Genomic DNA, 14520 nt, shown 5'->3' with positions numbered 1-14520 from the left:
GTCACGACCCGTCCACGCAGGCCGACTCGGTGACGATCACATCCGCCAAGTCATAGCAACAACGACCGTCTGACATACGCGCCAGCGCCAACACCATTTGCGAGCCTGCCAGGCGCACCCGGGTGCTGACCTCAGCCCGCCCAGACCACGGCCCCACATGGAACGTGGCCATGCGCTCGACCGGGTTGCGTTGTGACACCAGCACGATTTCCTGCACGTGATCTGCCTCGGTCATCGGGCTGTCCACGCGCACACTCAGCGGCACCAAATGGCCGTTGTCGGCCAACAAGGGCAGTTGCAAATGCACCGCTTGACGCACCGGGGCTGCCCCCTGACGCCAAGGTGCCAACATTTCCGACAAGGAACGCAAACGCCCAGACACCATGCCCTGGGCCCAAGCGCTGGTCTGCCCCACCGACAGACCCAGCGCGCCACACCCCAGCGCCGCACTGGCGTGCAGCCACTGCCTGCGCTGCATCATCCGCGGGCCAAGCTCAAGCCGTGGTTCTTGAGTGGCAACGAGCGCAAGCGCTTGCCGGTGGCCGCAAAGATGGCGTTGGCCAAAGCCGGTGCCAGCGGTGCTTGGGCCGGTTCGCCCACGCCACCCCAGAAGCCGCCGGTGGGGGCAATCACAGCCTCCACCTTGGGCATTTCGTTGAAACGCATCATGCGGTAGTCATGGAAGTTCGATTGCTCGATGCGGCCATCTTTGACCGTCATCTCGCCCCAGAAAATCGCTGTCAAACCGTGCACCACGCTGCCTTGAATTTGCGCCTCGATGTTGTTGGGGTTGACGGCGTAGCCGCAGTCAATGCCCATCACCACGCGGTGGATCTTGACCTCTGACTTGGCGTTCACCGACACCTCACACACACAGGCGGTGTAGCTGCCATAGCCTTCGGTTTCGGCAATGCCACGGAACACGCCCTTGGGCAAAGGCTTGCCCCAGTCGGCGGCCTTGGCCACGGCTTCCAAAATTGCACGGTCTTTGACGAACTTTTCGCCCAACAAGGACTGGCGAAACGCCAGCGGGTCTTTGCCTGCGGCATGAGCCAACTCGTCGATGAACGACTCGCGCACAAACGGGTTTTGTGAGTGCCCCACGGTGCGCCAAAAGCCCACGGGCACATTGGTGTTGCGCTGCGCGTAATCGACCAAGCTGTTGGGAATGTTGTAGGGGTGGTCGTTGAAACTCGCCACCGCTTGGCCGTCGATGCCGTTGGGCAAAGGCAGCTTGAGCAAGGTCGCCAAGATGGAGGGCGCACTGACGCGGATGTGCAGGGCTTGCACCTTGCCTGCGTCGTCCATCGACGCCTTCATGCGCACCAAGCTGGCGGGGCGGTACAGGTCGTGCTGGGTGTCTTCCTCGCGGGTCCACACCATCTTCACGGGCTTGCCCGCCATGGCCTTGGCAATCAACACGCCTTGGCGCGTGAAGTCTTGTGCGCCCTTGCGGCCCAAACCACCACCGAGTTGCATGGGGTGCACCAACACTTGGTCTTGGGGCACGCCTGCAGCCGCAGCCGCGGTGGCCAACACGCCTTCTGGGTTTTGGGTGGAGGTCCACACCTCGACTTTGCCGTCGTGCACCCAAGCGGTACACACCAACGGCTCCATCGTGGCGTGGGCCAGATAAGGCGTGAAGTACTCAGCCTCGTGCACCTTGCTGGCCTTGGCCAACACCTCGGGCGCGTTACCGTCATTGCGGGCCACCGCCAGTTGGGGCTGGTCCAAACCCTCCTTGAAGCTGGCCATGATGGAAGCGCTGGAGAGCTTGGCGTTGTCGCCCGTGTCCCACTCAATCGCCACATCTTTGAGGGCCTCTTTGGCACGCCACCAGTTGTCCCCCACCACCGCCACAAAGGTGCCTTGGTTGAGCACCTTCACGATGCCACGGCGGTTGTCGACCTTGGACGAATCCAGCGACTTGACCGTGCCATTGAACACCGGGCAGGCCGCCACAGCGGCGTACAACATGCCAGGCAGTTGCGCGTCGATGCCGTAGCGCACACGGCCCGTCACGATGTCGGGAATGTCCACCCGCTTGATCGGCTTGCCAATGATCTTCCAGTCTTTCGGGTCTTTGAGTTGGACCTCTTTCGGTGGCTCCAACTTGGCGGCCTCGGCGGCCAACTTGCCGTAGCTGAGTTTGCGTTTGCTCGGGGTGTGGGTCACCACGCCCAAAGCGGCCACGCATTCGCTGGCGGGCACGCCCCACTGCTGGGCGGCGGCGGCAATCAGCATTTCACGCGCAGTGGCACCGGCTTTGCGCAAATACTCTTGCGAGTTGCGGATGGTGCGGCTGCCCACGGCGGCCATGTCGCCATAGACACGTTTTTGGCGCAGGTTCTCGTGCGCGGTGGCGTATTCCACGCGCACACGCTTCCAGTCGGCTTCGAGCTCGTCGGCCACCAACTGTGGTGCCGAGGTGCGGCTGCCCTGGCCCATTTCGGTACGGGCATAACGAATGATGATGGTCTCGTCGGCTTGAATTTCAATCCAGGCATTGACGCGTTCTGCCGTGGCAGCCATGCCTTTTTCTGGCAAGAAAAATCCCAGCGACAAAGCCGCAGCGGCGGTGCTGGAAACCTTCAAAAAGCCCCGGCGATCCACGCCAGCGGTAAGGTGTGAGGTGGTCATGCGCGTGCTCCTTTGTTGGCCACCGCGTGGATGGCTTGGCGCATGCGCGCATAGGTGCCACAGCGGCAGATGTTGCTCATGGCGGCATCGATGTCTTCGTCCGTAGGCTTGGGCTTTTTCTTGAGCAAGGCCACGGCCGTCAAGATTTGGCCGCCTTGGCAATACCCGCACTGGGGCACTTCATGGTCAATCCAGGCTTGCTGCACCGCATGCAGGGTGCCATTCTTGTTGGCCAGACCTTCGATGGTGACCACCTTCTGTGACGCAGCAGCCGACACGGGGTAAGAGCACGAACGCACGGGTTCGCCGTTCAAGAGCACCGTGCAAGCACCACACTGGGCCACACCACAACCGAATTTGGGGCCTTTGATGTCGAGTTCATCGCGCAGGGCCCACAAAAGAGGCATGTCGGGCTCGACGTCGGCCTCGTGCACACGTCCGTTGATGTTGAGTTTCATGTTGTCTGCCACCTAGGTTGAAAGAAGCGCGTAGGGTAGCCAAGTCCCTCCGTTCCCGCCAGCGTGAAAGCCCCCAAAACGACCTAGAACTGACGCCTGCGCGTCAGCAAGAAGCAAGCCTCGGGTGGGTCACCTTGCTGTCAAAATCTCAAATAATGAGATGCATCATTGACGCGTTGGGCCGCTCACACGATAGTCGGCGCGTTTTGAATGTTCTGCCCTGAAAGCCCGCTTTGAGTCTTGATGCCCACCTGGTGCGCTTGCACCTGCAATCCCCCGATCCCGCTGCCTTGGCGGCGTTCTACACGCGCTGCTACGACATGCAGCAGCGCACAGTCGGCAACACGCACGTGTGCGAAGCACCACAACGTGCCGTGCACATCTCCCCCGGTCAAGCCAACCAGTTGCACTACGCGCTGTGGGCCTGCAACACCCAAGAGGCGTGGGCGCGACTGCGCGCCAAAACAGCGACGCTGCCCCAGCAAGACCTGAGCGGTTTTGCAGACCTGCCCGCAAACGCCGTGGGTGTGCGCGACCCACAAGGCCTGTGCCTGGTGTTTGTGCCGCCCCAAACGTCTTCGATAGCTCAGTCCGTCAACAGCGCATTGCCTGGGGCCACCAACCAGCACTTCGCGGTGCGCACCCAACACATCGAGACCTTGGTGACGTTCTACACCGAGCAGCTGGGCTTCATCGTGTCAGACCGGGTGCAAGACGACAGCGGCCAGCTCAAAGCCTGCTTCTTGCGCACCGAGCACCTGCACCACTGCTTGGCCCTGTTTGGCGCGCCCGTGAATTGCTTTGACCACCAGTCGTTTGAAACCCCGAGCTGGAACGACCTCAAAGACTGGGCCGACCACATGGGTCGCCTGCGCACCGAAATTGTTTGGGGCGTCGGGCGCCACGGCCCCGGGGACGACGTGTTTTTCATGGTGCGCGACCCCGATGGCAATTTGGCAGAGATCTCCTCCGAAATTGAAGTCTGCGCCCCCGACCGGCCCATGGGCGTGTGGCCCCACGAAGAGCGCACGCTCAATGTGTGGGGCAAAGCCATCATGCGCAGCTGAGGCCCTGGCATGCCCACCACCCACCGCATCTTGCGTGTGCTCAATGCGTTCACGCCAGAGCGCACCGAAATTTCTCCCGAATGGTTGATGGCCGAGTTGGGCGCTTCGCGCGCCAGTATTTACCGCGACCTCCAGCAGCTCAGCCGCGTGGGCTTGATCGAACGGGTGAGTGAGCGGGGCTACTCGCTGGGGCCCAAAATTGTGGAGCTGGACCGGCAAATTCGCCAGTCCGACCCCCTGCTGCGCGCGGCCGCAGACATTGCAGAACAACTGGCCCACACCACAGGCGGCACGGTGCTGATTTGTCGTTTGCATGACGACAAAGTGCTGTGCATCCAAGACACCTCGGGCCAGCATGCGCCATCAGCCGTGAGCTACGAACGAGGTAAAGCCATGCCGCTGCACCGAGGGGCCACCTCCAAAATTATCTTGGCCCATTTACCGCCCAAGAAAGTGGCCGAGCTGTATGCCAAAGACCATGCCGCCCTGCAAGCCGCAGGTTTGGCTAACAGCCTGGACGATCTGAACGCCTTGCTCAAAGCCTGGCGCAACGAAGGCAGCGTGACCACCGTGGCCGAGATCGACCCTCACAACGTGGGCTGTGCCGTGGCCCTGCTGCATGGCAAACGCGTGCTGGGCAGCCTGAGTGTGGTGTTGCCCGCCTCGGCGCTCACGCCCGAACAACAAGCCCGCAACCTGCGTGAGTTGCACAGTGCGGCACGGCGCATCGAAGCCCGCATGGCCTCCAGCGGCCAACGAAAAATATCTTCTTCACCTACAACGCTTCCATGAACACCCCTTTGAATTTCGACGTGATCGTGGTGGGCACCGGCCCCACCGGCTTGGTGCTTGCACACCTGCTGGGCAACTATGGGCTACACGCCTTGGTGATCGACAAAAACAACGGCCCCGTGGATGAAGCGCGTGCCGTCACCATCGACGACGAGAGCCTGCGCACCCTGCAAGCCACAGGCATGTTGCCCGGGGTGTTGCCCAACGTAGTGCAAGGCTATGGCGTGCATTACTACTCGTGGACGAACCAGTTGTTTGCCAAGATCGAGCCCAGCTCGCGCGAATACGGCTACCCCAAGCGCAACGCCTTTCGCCAGCAGCTGTTGGTACAAGCCTTAAGCGAAGGCATGGCACGCCAAGGCCATGTCAGCCTGCGCTATGGCCACGAGCTGATCAGCCTGGAACAACACCCCGACCATGTGAACGCCACCGTCATGCACGAGGGTCAAACACAAACCTACACGGCGCGCTGGCTGGTGGCCTGCGACGGCGGGCGCAGCACGGTGCGTGAGCTGCTGGGCATCACGCTGGAGGGCAGCACCTACAAAGAGAAATGGTTGATCGCCGATTTGATTGGCCGCGCCTCGCCGTTTCGTCACACCCGCACTTACTGCGACCCCCAGCGTCCGGCCATTCGCCTGCCCGGTCCGCAAAGCACGGTGCGCTACGAGTTCATGTTGCACCCCGGCGAAGACCCCGAGGCCGTGCTGGAAGACACTCAACTGCGCCAGTGGATCCATAGCCGTGACCCACAAGACGCGCAACTCACCTTGCTGCGCAAAGTGGTCTACACCTTCCACGCACGCGTGGCCACGCAATGGCGCGCAGGTCGCGTGCTGCTGGCGGGTGACGCCGCGCACCTGACACCGCCCTTCGCCGGCCAAGGCATGAACAGCGGCGTGCGTGACGCCGCCAACCTGGCCTGGAAACTGGCGGCCAACTTGCAACACGGTGCCTCGCCCCAACTGCTGGACAGCTACCAGAAAGAGCGCAAACCGCACGCCTGGGCCTTGATTCAAATGGCCTTGCGCATTGGCGCTTTCATGCAGCCCAAGTCGCGCCTGGGTGCTGCGTTGGCGCAAACCTTGTTGAAAGTGGTGTGCCTGATCCCCGAGGCGCGCGACTACATCTTGCACCTCAAGTTCAAACCCAAGCCCCGTTTCTTTGAGGGATTTTTTGCCCGCTGGGACATACCCGAAGCCAAAATTCCGAGCGGCCAACTCATGACCCAGCCTTTGATGGAGTTGCCCAATGGCCAGACCCTGCTGCTGGACGACTTGTTAGGCACAGGCTATGCCGTGCTGCAATGGGCCGATGCGCCCGAGTTGCCCTTGCCTGCGGGCATGCAAGCACGCGTGGTGCGCGTGATTCGCCACGCCGACGACTTCTTGCCCGCCAGCACCGCTGCACACGCATTGTGTGTGCGTGATGTGCAACACGAACTGGCAGCCGTGCTCGACAGTGCCCAAGCGCAAGCCGTGGTGTTGCGACCCGACCGCTATGTGCTGGCCTATGTGGGACAGGACAGGCACCAAGCCTGTGGCACCATCGCGCAGATTTTTCACTCGGTCTACCCCTCGCAGGCTTGAACACCATGTCTTTGCACAACTTGGCTCGCACCTTCTTTTGCGCTGCACTGTGGCTGATTGGCATCAGCGCACCCGTGGCTTGGGCACAAGCGCCCTATCCCAACCGCGCCATCAAGCTGGTGTCGCCCATCCCACCCGGTGGTGCGCCCGATTTGATTGCACGCGCCATTGGCTACAAGCTCTCCACAGGCCTCAACCAAGCCGTGGTGATCGACACCAAGGTGGGCTCCAACGGCAACATCGCCGCCGAGTTCGTGGCCCGTGCCCCCGCCGATGGCTACACCCTGCTGGTGGGCATGGACAGCTTGTTTGTCATCAACCCCTACCTGTACGCCAAGGGCGCGGTGGATGTGAACAAAGAACTCATCCCCATCGCTTCGCTGGGCAGCAACCAGTTTGTGCTGTCGGTCAACGCGGCCTTGCCTGTGAAGACACTGGCCGAGTTTGTGGCCTATGTGAAAAAAACCTCGCCACCACCCGCTTATGCCTCGGGCGGCAACGGCAGCCAGCACCACCTGACGATGGAGATGCTCAAAGCCCGCGCCGGCATGGACATGCTGCACGTGCCCTACAAAGGCGGCGCGCCGGCCACTACGGCCACCATTGGCGGCGAGACCATCGCCATGTTCTCGGGCACCTCCAACGCCGCCCTCATCAAGGCGGGCAAGCTCAAAGCCATTGCGGTGAGCAGCGCACAACGCCTCAAAGAAATGCCCGATGTACCCACCATCGCCGAGACCTACCCCGGCTTTGACAACAGCATTTGGATTGGCTTGTTTGCCCCCGCAGGCACACCCGACGCCGTGGTGCAGCGCTTGCGCGCAGAAGTGGCCAAGGCCTTGCAAGCGCCCGATCTGATCGAGGCCTTCAACAAGGCGGGGGGCATTGAGCCCATGGTCACCACACCCGACGAATTGCAAGCGCAAATCAAACGCGACCAAGCCAAGTACAGCAAGATCATTCGCGATTTAGCCATCAAGCCCGACTGAACCCTGTCGGTTCTTGAGCACTTTTTTTCAATTCACTTTTCTCACGGAGCCTCTCTTGTCCAACCTCAACCTCTCTGTCGCCGTCGGTGACTACGACCATGTGCGCGACCTCATGTCTGGACGCGTGCGCGCCGAAGGCATTGACATCACCCCCATCCACGTGCCGGTGGAAGAAATGTTCTTTCGCTTCACCAAGTTTCAGGAATGGGACGTGTCTGAAATGTCGTTTGCCAAGGCCATCTCGCTGGTGTCGCAAGCCGACCCCTGGCTGGTGCTGGTGCCTGTGTTTCCATCGCGGGCCTTTCGCCACTCCTCCATCTATGTGCGCAAAGACCGCAACATCCAAACGCCCGCCGACCTGGCAGGCAAAAAAGTAGGCGTGCCTGAATGGGCACAAACCGCAGCCATTTACTCGCGCGGCATGTTGGCCCACGAATACGGTGTGGACCTCAACAGCATCGACTGGCACCAAGCCGGTGTGAACGACGCCGGTCGACGCGAGAAAGTCGCCCTGCAACTGCCCCCAGGCTTGCGCTACACGCCCATGCCCCACACCTCGCTGTCAGAGATGCTGCTCAACGGCACGCTCGACGCTGCCCTCAGCGCGCGCCCACCCGGCGCGTTTGTCAACCACCCCGAGTTGGTGGAACGCCTGATCCCCAACTACCGCGAGGTCGAGATGGCGTATTGGCAAAAGACCCAGATCTTCCCCATCATGCATGTCATGGCCATCAAGCGCGAGGTGTACGAAAAGAACCGCTGGATCGCCACCAACTTGCTCAAAGGTTTCGAAGAAGCCAAAACCCGCAGCCTGCACCGTGCCGCTGACATCACCGCCTCGTCCTACCCCCTGCCCTGGGTGGCCGACTATGCGGCGCAGTCGCAAGCCATCATGGGCGACGACTTCTGGCCCTATGGCATCCAGGGCAATCGCTCGACGCTGGAAGCCTTCAGCCAGTACGCCTGGGAACAAGGCATCACCACACGTCACCTCAAGCTCGAAGAGATTTTTGTCAAAGAAGTCCAAGACAGCGTGAAGGTTTAAGCGCCAGCCAGTGGCGCAATCGGCGCGAAGTCTTCACAATCTCAGACATGCACAACCGCCGCACTTACCGCTACTACGACCTGATCGTCGCCGCCTTTGTCACCGTGCTGCTGTGCGCCAACCTGATTGGCGCAGGCAAGGTGGCCCAGGTGGAGTTGCCGCTGGTGGGCACCTTGGTGTTTGGTGCTGGCGTGTTGTTCTTTCCCATCTCGTATTTCTTTGGCGACATCTTGACCGAGGTCTATGGCTACGCCCATGACCGCCGTGCGGTGTGGTGCGGCTTTGGCGCTTTGGCCTTTGCAGCGCTGATGGCCTTTGTGGTCACTGCGCTGCCTGCCGCGCCCGGTGACTACAACAGCCAGTTGCAATCGGGCTTGCAAGTGGTGTTTGGCAACACCTGGCGCATTGTGATGGGCTCAATCGTGGCATTTTGGGCCGGCAGCTTGGTCAACAGCTTTGTGTTGGCCAAACTCAAAATCTTGACTCAGGGCCGACGTTTGTGGATGCGCACCATTGGCTCGACCATGGCGGGCGAGTTGGTCGACTCATCGCTGTTTTACGTACTGGCCTTCTACGCCATTTGGCCCACCGAGCAGGTGGTTCAGGTGGCCATCACGCAGTACATCTTGAAGACCAGTTGGGAAGTGCTGGCCACACCCATGACCTACCGTATCGTGGCGTTTTTAAAGCGCAAAGAAAACGAAGACTTCTACGACACACACACCAACTTCACGCCGTTCAAGGTGTCGGTGTAAAAAAAGCGACCCCAATGGCCTTGGGATCGCTTGTCTGAGTGACCGCGCCATCAACGCCTAGGGCGCTGCGGTGATCAATCAAGGGTGATGTTTTTGCGCTTGATCAACTGCTCGTAAGTCTTGCTCTTGATGTCTGCGTTTTTGCGAATCTCATCGGGTGACCAGCTCAAGGGTTCAAAGGCAAAGGTGTTGAAACGCGCTTTGACTTCGGGGTCGGCCAAGACCTTGATCACGTCAGCGTTGATCTTGGCCTTGATGTCGTTTGGCAAACCTTTGGGCGAGACCAAGGTCACGAACGAGTTGACTTCAAAGCCAGCCGGGCCGCCCGACTCGGCCATGGTGGGCACCTCAGGCATTTGCGGCAGGCGCTTGGGGGCCGCCACCGCGATGTAGCGAATCTTGCCGGCCTTGTACAAGCCCTGGCTAGAGGGAATGCTGCCAAACGACCACTGCACATCGCTGGATCCCACCGATGTGAAGAGCTGCGACATTTCACGAAACGCCACATGCGTCATCTCGGTCCCGGTGAGCAACTCCAGCTCTTCGCCACCCAGGTGACCTGGGCTGCCAATGCCCCATGAACCGTAGTTCACCTTGGTGGGCTCGGCTTTGGCGGCAGCAATCAGATCCTTCATGTTTTGCCACTTCGAGTCGGTGGCCACGGCCACAAGGAACGGAGTTTTGAAAAAAGCGGCCACCGGGTCAAAAGTGTTGAATGGCACGAAACCTTTGGACTTGTAGAGGTATGGCACAGCGCCAATGTGTTCGCTGTCGAGTTGCAGCAGGTTGTAGCCGTCTGCTGGCAAGCGCACCACCGAGTCGATGGCAATGAAGCCGCTGGCACCGGGGCGGTTGACGATGAGCACAGGCTGACCCCACAACTTGGACAGCTTTTCACTGACCTGACGCAGCACCGCATCGGGCCCACTGCCCGCTGGAAAAGGTGTGGCAATGGTCACCGGCTTGTTAGGGAAAGTGGCAGCGGTTTGAGCCGATACGCCCAAGCTGCTAAGCATCAGCGATGCTGACAGACACAGCATCTTGGCAACACGGTTGGAAAGCAAAGACATGGAGGGGTTCCTTGTGTGAAAAGAATAATCAATGAAGCAGTTGGAGCTTAGCGGCTTCAAGCAGCTTCAAGCGGCCTCAACCAGCATCTGGCTGTTGCATGGGCGACGCTTGCTTGAACGCCTCCAACTGCATGCAAGCAGCCTCCACTGCGGCAATCAAAGGCCATTGCGTCAAATCCACCTTGAAGCGACGCGCACTCTCCACCTGCGGCACCAAGTACACATCGGCCAGCGTGGGGCTGTCACCAAAGCAGAAACGACCGCGTTGGGTGTCGGCTTTGAGCAAGGCTTCCAGCGCGTCAAAGCCCGCAGAAATCCAAGTGGCGCACCAAGCGTTGATGGCCGCTTCGTCGGCTTTGAACTGATGCCGCACATACTCCAACACGCGGCGGTTGTTCAGGGGGTGGATGTCGCAGCCCACGATGGCGGCCAGCGCACGCACATGGGCGCGTTGGTCGGCGTCTTGGGGCAGCAACGCGGGCGTGGGGTAACGCTCTTCCAGCCATTCGATGATGGCGGGCGATTGAATCAGCACCTTGTCGTCGTGCACCAGCGCAGGCACCAAGCCCTGTGGGTTGAGCGACTTGAAGGCCTCTTTCAAATGCTCTTCGGTGCGCAAATCCACCGCGATGTACTCTGCGCTCACGCCCTTGAGGTTCAAGGCAATGCGCAGACGGTGCGAGGTACCACTGCGGAAAAAGTTATAGAGCTTCATCAGTGCCTCACTCTGCGGCTGCAATGTTCAAGGCCACCTCGCCCACACCGGCCACATGGCCTTCAATGCGGTCGCCAGCCACCACGGGGCCCACGCCTTCGGGGGTGCCGGTGTAAATCAGGTCGCCGGGTTGCAGGTGGTAGAACAAGGACAAGTCGGCAATGATTTCGCGAATACCCCAAATCAGCTTGTTCACATCCGAATGCTGCTTGGTCTGGCCGTTGACGGTCAAGGCAATTTCGCCGCTTTCAATCACCACCTCAGGCATGGGCACCACTTCGCTGCACACCGAGGAGTGCTCCACGTCTTTGCCCAAGTCCCAAGGACGGCCTTTGTCGCGTGCCACCAGTTGCAAATCGCGGCGGGTCATGTCCAAACCCGTGGCGTAGCCGTAAATCACGGTGTGGGCGTCTTCGGCTTTCACACGAAAGCCCGCCTTGCCCACCACCAACACCAACTCCATTTCAAAGTGGTAGTTCTGGGTTTCAGGTGGGTAGGCAATGGTGGCACCCGAGTGCACCAAGGTTTGTGGTGCCTTGGTGAAGTAGAACGGGCGCTCCACCGACTTGTCCACGGGCTTGCCCATTTCTACCGCATGCGCGTGGTAGTTGCGACCCACAAAAAACAAACGGTTGATCGGCAAACGCTCGGTCTTGCCGCGCACGGGCAAGGATTGAACGGCAGGCGGGGTCCAGAGGTAGGTGGTGGTCATGAGAGTTTTCTAAAAAATGAATGCGGGGCACACGCCGTGGCCCCGCAGAAAAGGGAAAAAGTACAGCGGTTTAGCCGCGGTTTTCGTACACACCCAGTTTGCGATGCAAGGGCGACTCGTCGGCCATGAACACAAACGTGGGCTTGTCAGCGTGGCGGTTTTTCAAAGTCACCGCGGTGTAGCCGGGCGCACAGCAGGTGTCGGCTTCTGTCAGGCTGAAGGCCTGATCTTCCACCGTGATGTCGGCCCCGCCTTCGATGACGTGGAACACACACGCGGGTGAGCGAGCGGGCAAACGCAAGCTTTGACCAGGGCGCAACATCAGCGCGTAAAAGCCCAGAATGTTTTCAGCGTCTTCGCCTGTTTCGGGGTTCACATAGGTCAGCTGCACAGCCTCTTGTTGCGGCATGTCTTCGCCCATGGTCAGCAAGGCAGCACGCGCTTCGGCCCAGGGGTAACGCAACATGGGGTACGTCTTGGCTGAGCGCTCAAACACCGGCGTGGGCAACATGCCGCCACGGGCGTACTGGCGATCGCCACGACCAGGCTGCACGGTTTGACGTTCGCCGTTGATGTGGTACGACGCTTCCATGTAATACACCAGTGGCAAATCGAGCACGTCCAACCACACCACCGGCTGGTCGCCGTCGTGGCCGTGTTCGTGCCACAGACCGGTGGGGGTCAAAATCAAATCGCCCCGGCTCATCGGGCACTTCTCGCCGTCTACCGTGGTGTAAGCGCCCTCGCCTTCCACAATCATGCGCACAGCATTGGGCGTGTGACGGTGCGAAGGCGCCCACTCACCAGGCAGCAACAGTTGCATGCCCAAGTACATGGCGGCACTGGCTTGCATTTTTTCCAAACCGTGGCCAGGGTTGGCCAGCACCAGCACGCGACGCTCGGCTTTTTCGATGGGCGTCAACTCACCCGCTTTGAGCAACAAGGGCTTGATGGTGTTGTAAGCCCAAAACGTGGCACGGGTGTTGGGACGCGGCTTGCCCGGCGGCAGCACGCCACGCAGACTGGGCCACAGTGGCACCAGGTTGTGGCTGGTCAGCTCGGCACGGTAGTCGGCTGGCAGGTCTTCGAGTTTTCCAAGATCGTTCATGCAAATTCCAATCTGAGTGACATTGATCAGTTCGTGGCCGCAGACAAGCAGTTGCCCACATTCCAGCCGTAGAGCCATTCCATCGCATCATAGAAGCGCTCAGGCGTGCGGCCACGCCACAAATCGTTACGCACCAAACGCTCCACACCTTTGGCGTGGTAGAGACGCCCCATCTCGCGGCCCGACAACACAATGCGTGCGGTGCGCGCCACACGGGCGCGTTGGTACAAATCGAAGGCTTTGACAAAGTCGTTGTTGTTCACACGCAGGGCTTCGCCCAAGGTCACCGCATCTTCAATCGCCATGCACGCACCTTGCGCCATGTACTGTGTGGTGGGGTGGGCGGCATCGCCCAACAAGGTCACGCGACCAAACGACCACTGGCCAATGGGCTCGCGGTCGGCCGTGGCCCAACGACGCCAGCTCTTGGGCAAATCAATCAGTTGACGCGCTTTGGGGCAAATGCCTTGGAAGTAGCTTTGCACTTCTTCTTTGCTGCCATCGGTCACGCCCCACTCTTCTTGCTTGCGGCTGTGGAAAGTCACCACCACGTTGTACTGCTCGCCACCACGCAAGGGGTAATGCACCAAGTGGCAGTTCGGCCCCACCCAAATGCTGGCCGCGTTCCACTGCAAGTCCACCGGAAAGTCTTTTTTGTCCACCACGGCGCGGTACACCACATGGCCCGTGATGCGCGCGGGGTCGTTCACAAACTGGGCTCGCACGACCGACTTCACGCCATCGGCCCCAATCAGTGCAATGCCTTTGTGCGCGTTGCCATGTTGGTCGAACACCGTCACGCTGTGCGCGTCTTGCTCGATGCGCTCCACACGGGTGGACGTCACCACCTCGACCTTGCCGGTTTCTTGTGCGCCTTCATAGAGCGAGGTGTGCACGTCCACGCGGTGAATCACCGCATAGGGGTTGCCAAAACGCTGAATGAAAGCTTCGCCGGTAGGGATCTTGCCCACCTGGTATTCGTCGATCGCGTCATGCATCACCATGTAATCGGTATAGACCGCGCGGCTGCGGGCTTTCTCACCCACACCCAAGGCGTCAAAGGCATGGAAAGCGTTGGGCCCCAACTGAATGCCGGCACCAATCTCGCCAATCTCGGGCGCTTGCTCCAGCACCTTGACGTGAAAGCCCTGGCGCGTCAGTGCCAAAGCTGCGGCCAATCCACCAATGCCGCCGCCTGCGACCAGCACGGGCAAAGTTTGCGTTGTGTTGTTCATGTTGAGCCCTTTTCAAATATATTCAGTATGCGTACTATTAGTATACCGATGAGCCCTCAAGCAACAGCACACGAGGGCCTAGGACTTACCCTTGTCGCTTGAAAATGGATCGTTCAGGGCTTGGAATGGTTGTCGGGTGACTGTGGGTCAGCATCACCCTCGGCTGGACCAAACATGTCACGCAAAGCTTGTTGTTCTTCGTCGGTGAGTTCGTAGGTCTTGGCGGGAGCCACCGTTTGAGTATTTTTTTGTTCCGCGATGTGCATGAAGATGCGTGCAGCCATTTCTGCATTCATCACCGCGAGGTCTTGTTTGCTAATTTCAGTCATGGCCCTGAGCGTCGCT

Annotated in this window: 15 protein-coding genes; 6 read left to right on the top strand and 9 right to left on the bottom strand. The window is 60.1% G+C overall.

Going from position 1 to position 14520, the window contains the following annotated elements:
* Position 1: 1 nt before the first annotated feature.
* Genes B9Z41_RS00085 through B9Z41_RS00075 form a run of 3 tightly spaced genes read right to left on the bottom strand, consistent with a single transcriptional unit; the run spans position 2 to position 3098 of the window.
* The gene (locus B9Z41_RS00085) at positions 2-478 is read right to left on the bottom strand and encodes a thiosulfate oxidation carrier protein SoxY (protein ID WP_158236097.1); all 477 of its coding nucleotides are present in this window, start codon (positions 476-478) and stop codon (positions 2-4) included.
* Positions 478-2640, bottom strand: coding sequence for a molybdopterin cofactor-binding domain-containing protein (locus B9Z41_RS00080; RefSeq protein ID WP_100143777.1), 2163 nt, complete (start codon positions 2638-2640; stop codon positions 478-480). The genes B9Z41_RS00085 and B9Z41_RS00080 overlap by 1 nt, the downstream gene beginning before the upstream one ends.
* The gene (locus B9Z41_RS00075) at positions 2637-3098 is read right to left on the bottom strand and encodes a (2Fe-2S)-binding protein (RefSeq protein ID WP_100143775.1); all 462 of its coding nucleotides are present in this window, start codon (positions 3096-3098) and stop codon (positions 2637-2639) included. The genes B9Z41_RS00080 and B9Z41_RS00075 overlap by 4 nt, the downstream gene beginning before the upstream one ends.
* A 233-nt stretch (positions 3099-3331) precedes the next feature.
* Between B9Z41_RS00075 and B9Z41_RS00070 the strand changes: the two genes are divergently transcribed.
* The 6 genes from B9Z41_RS00070 to B9Z41_RS00045 are packed head-to-tail and all read left to right on the top strand — an operon-like array spanning position 3332 to position 9335.
* Positions 3332-4165, top strand: a complete 834-nt coding sequence (locus tag B9Z41_RS00070; protein WP_100143773.1) for a VOC family protein — start codon at positions 3332-3334, stop codon at positions 4163-4165.
* Positions 4166-4174: 9 nt separating this feature from the next.
* Positions 4175-4957: an IclR family transcriptional regulator gene (locus B9Z41_RS00065; protein WP_100143771.1), complete on the top strand. Its 783-nt coding sequence runs from the start codon at positions 4175-4177 to the stop codon at positions 4955-4957.
* A complete protein-coding gene (locus B9Z41_RS00060; protein WP_100143769.1) occupies positions 4954-6546 on the top strand; it encodes a bifunctional 3-(3-hydroxy-phenyl)propionate/3-hydroxycinnamic acid hydroxylase in 1593 nt (530 codons plus the stop codon). The genes B9Z41_RS00065 and B9Z41_RS00060 overlap by 4 nt, the downstream gene beginning before the upstream one ends.
* Positions 6547-6551: 5 nt before the next feature.
* Positions 6552-7535, top strand: a complete 984-nt coding sequence (locus B9Z41_RS00055) for a tripartite tricarboxylate transporter substrate binding protein (RefSeq protein WP_143474119.1) — start codon at positions 6552-6554, stop codon at positions 7533-7535.
* 55 nt (positions 7536-7590) lie between these two features.
* Positions 7591-8580: a PhnD/SsuA/transferrin family substrate-binding protein gene (locus B9Z41_RS00050; protein ID WP_100145017.1), complete on the top strand. Its 990-nt coding sequence runs from the start codon at positions 7591-7593 to the stop codon at positions 8578-8580.
* A 47-nt stretch (positions 8581-8627) separates the two neighbouring features.
* Positions 8628-9335 (top strand): queuosine precursor transporter, encoded by a 708-nt coding sequence (locus B9Z41_RS00045; RefSeq protein WP_100143764.1) that lies wholly within the window; start codon positions 8628-8630, stop codon positions 9333-9335.
* 74 nt (positions 9336-9409) lie between these two features.
* Here B9Z41_RS00045 and B9Z41_RS00040 read toward each other — a convergent pair whose 3' ends face one another.
* The 6 genes from B9Z41_RS00040 to B9Z41_RS00015 form a co-directional block, all read right to left on the bottom strand.
* Entirely contained in the window at positions 9410-10405 is a 996-nt protein-coding gene (locus tag B9Z41_RS00040; RefSeq protein ID WP_233202435.1) for a tripartite tricarboxylate transporter substrate binding protein, read from the bottom strand.
* A 76-nt stretch (positions 10406-10481) separates the two neighbouring features.
* Positions 10482-11120 (bottom strand): maleylacetoacetate isomerase, encoded by a 639-nt coding sequence (maiA, locus tag B9Z41_RS00035; RefSeq protein WP_100143762.1) that lies wholly within the window; start codon positions 11118-11120, stop codon positions 10482-10484.
* Positions 11121-11127: 7 nt separating this feature from the next.
* Positions 11128-11832: a fumarylacetoacetate hydrolase family protein gene (locus B9Z41_RS00030; RefSeq protein ID WP_100143760.1), complete on the bottom strand. Its 705-nt coding sequence runs from the start codon at positions 11830-11832 to the stop codon at positions 11128-11130.
* A 70-nt stretch (positions 11833-11902) separates the two neighbouring features.
* Positions 11903-12940, bottom strand: a complete 1038-nt coding sequence (locus B9Z41_RS00025) for a cupin domain-containing protein (RefSeq protein ID WP_100143758.1) — start codon at positions 12938-12940, stop codon at positions 11903-11905.
* Between the two features lie 26 nt (positions 12941-12966).
* Complete coding sequence (locus tag B9Z41_RS00020; RefSeq protein WP_100143756.1) at positions 12967-14175, bottom strand: 3-hydroxybenzoate 6-monooxygenase; 1209 nt, start codon at positions 14173-14175, stop codon at positions 12967-12969.
* Positions 14176-14288: 113 nt separating this feature from the next.
* Complete coding sequence (locus tag B9Z41_RS00015) at positions 14289-14504, bottom strand: hypothetical protein (RefSeq protein WP_100143753.1); 216 nt, start codon at positions 14502-14504, stop codon at positions 14289-14291.
* Positions 14505-14520: the final 16 nt, after the last annotated feature.

The sequence above is a fragment of the Limnohabitans sp. JirII-31 genome (assembly GCF_002778315.1).
Lineage (GTDB): Bacteria > Pseudomonadota > Gammaproteobacteria > Burkholderiales > Burkholderiaceae_C > Limnohabitans.
Note: the sequence above shows the minus strand (reverse complement) of the source record. Positions and strands in the feature narration are given on the sequence as shown.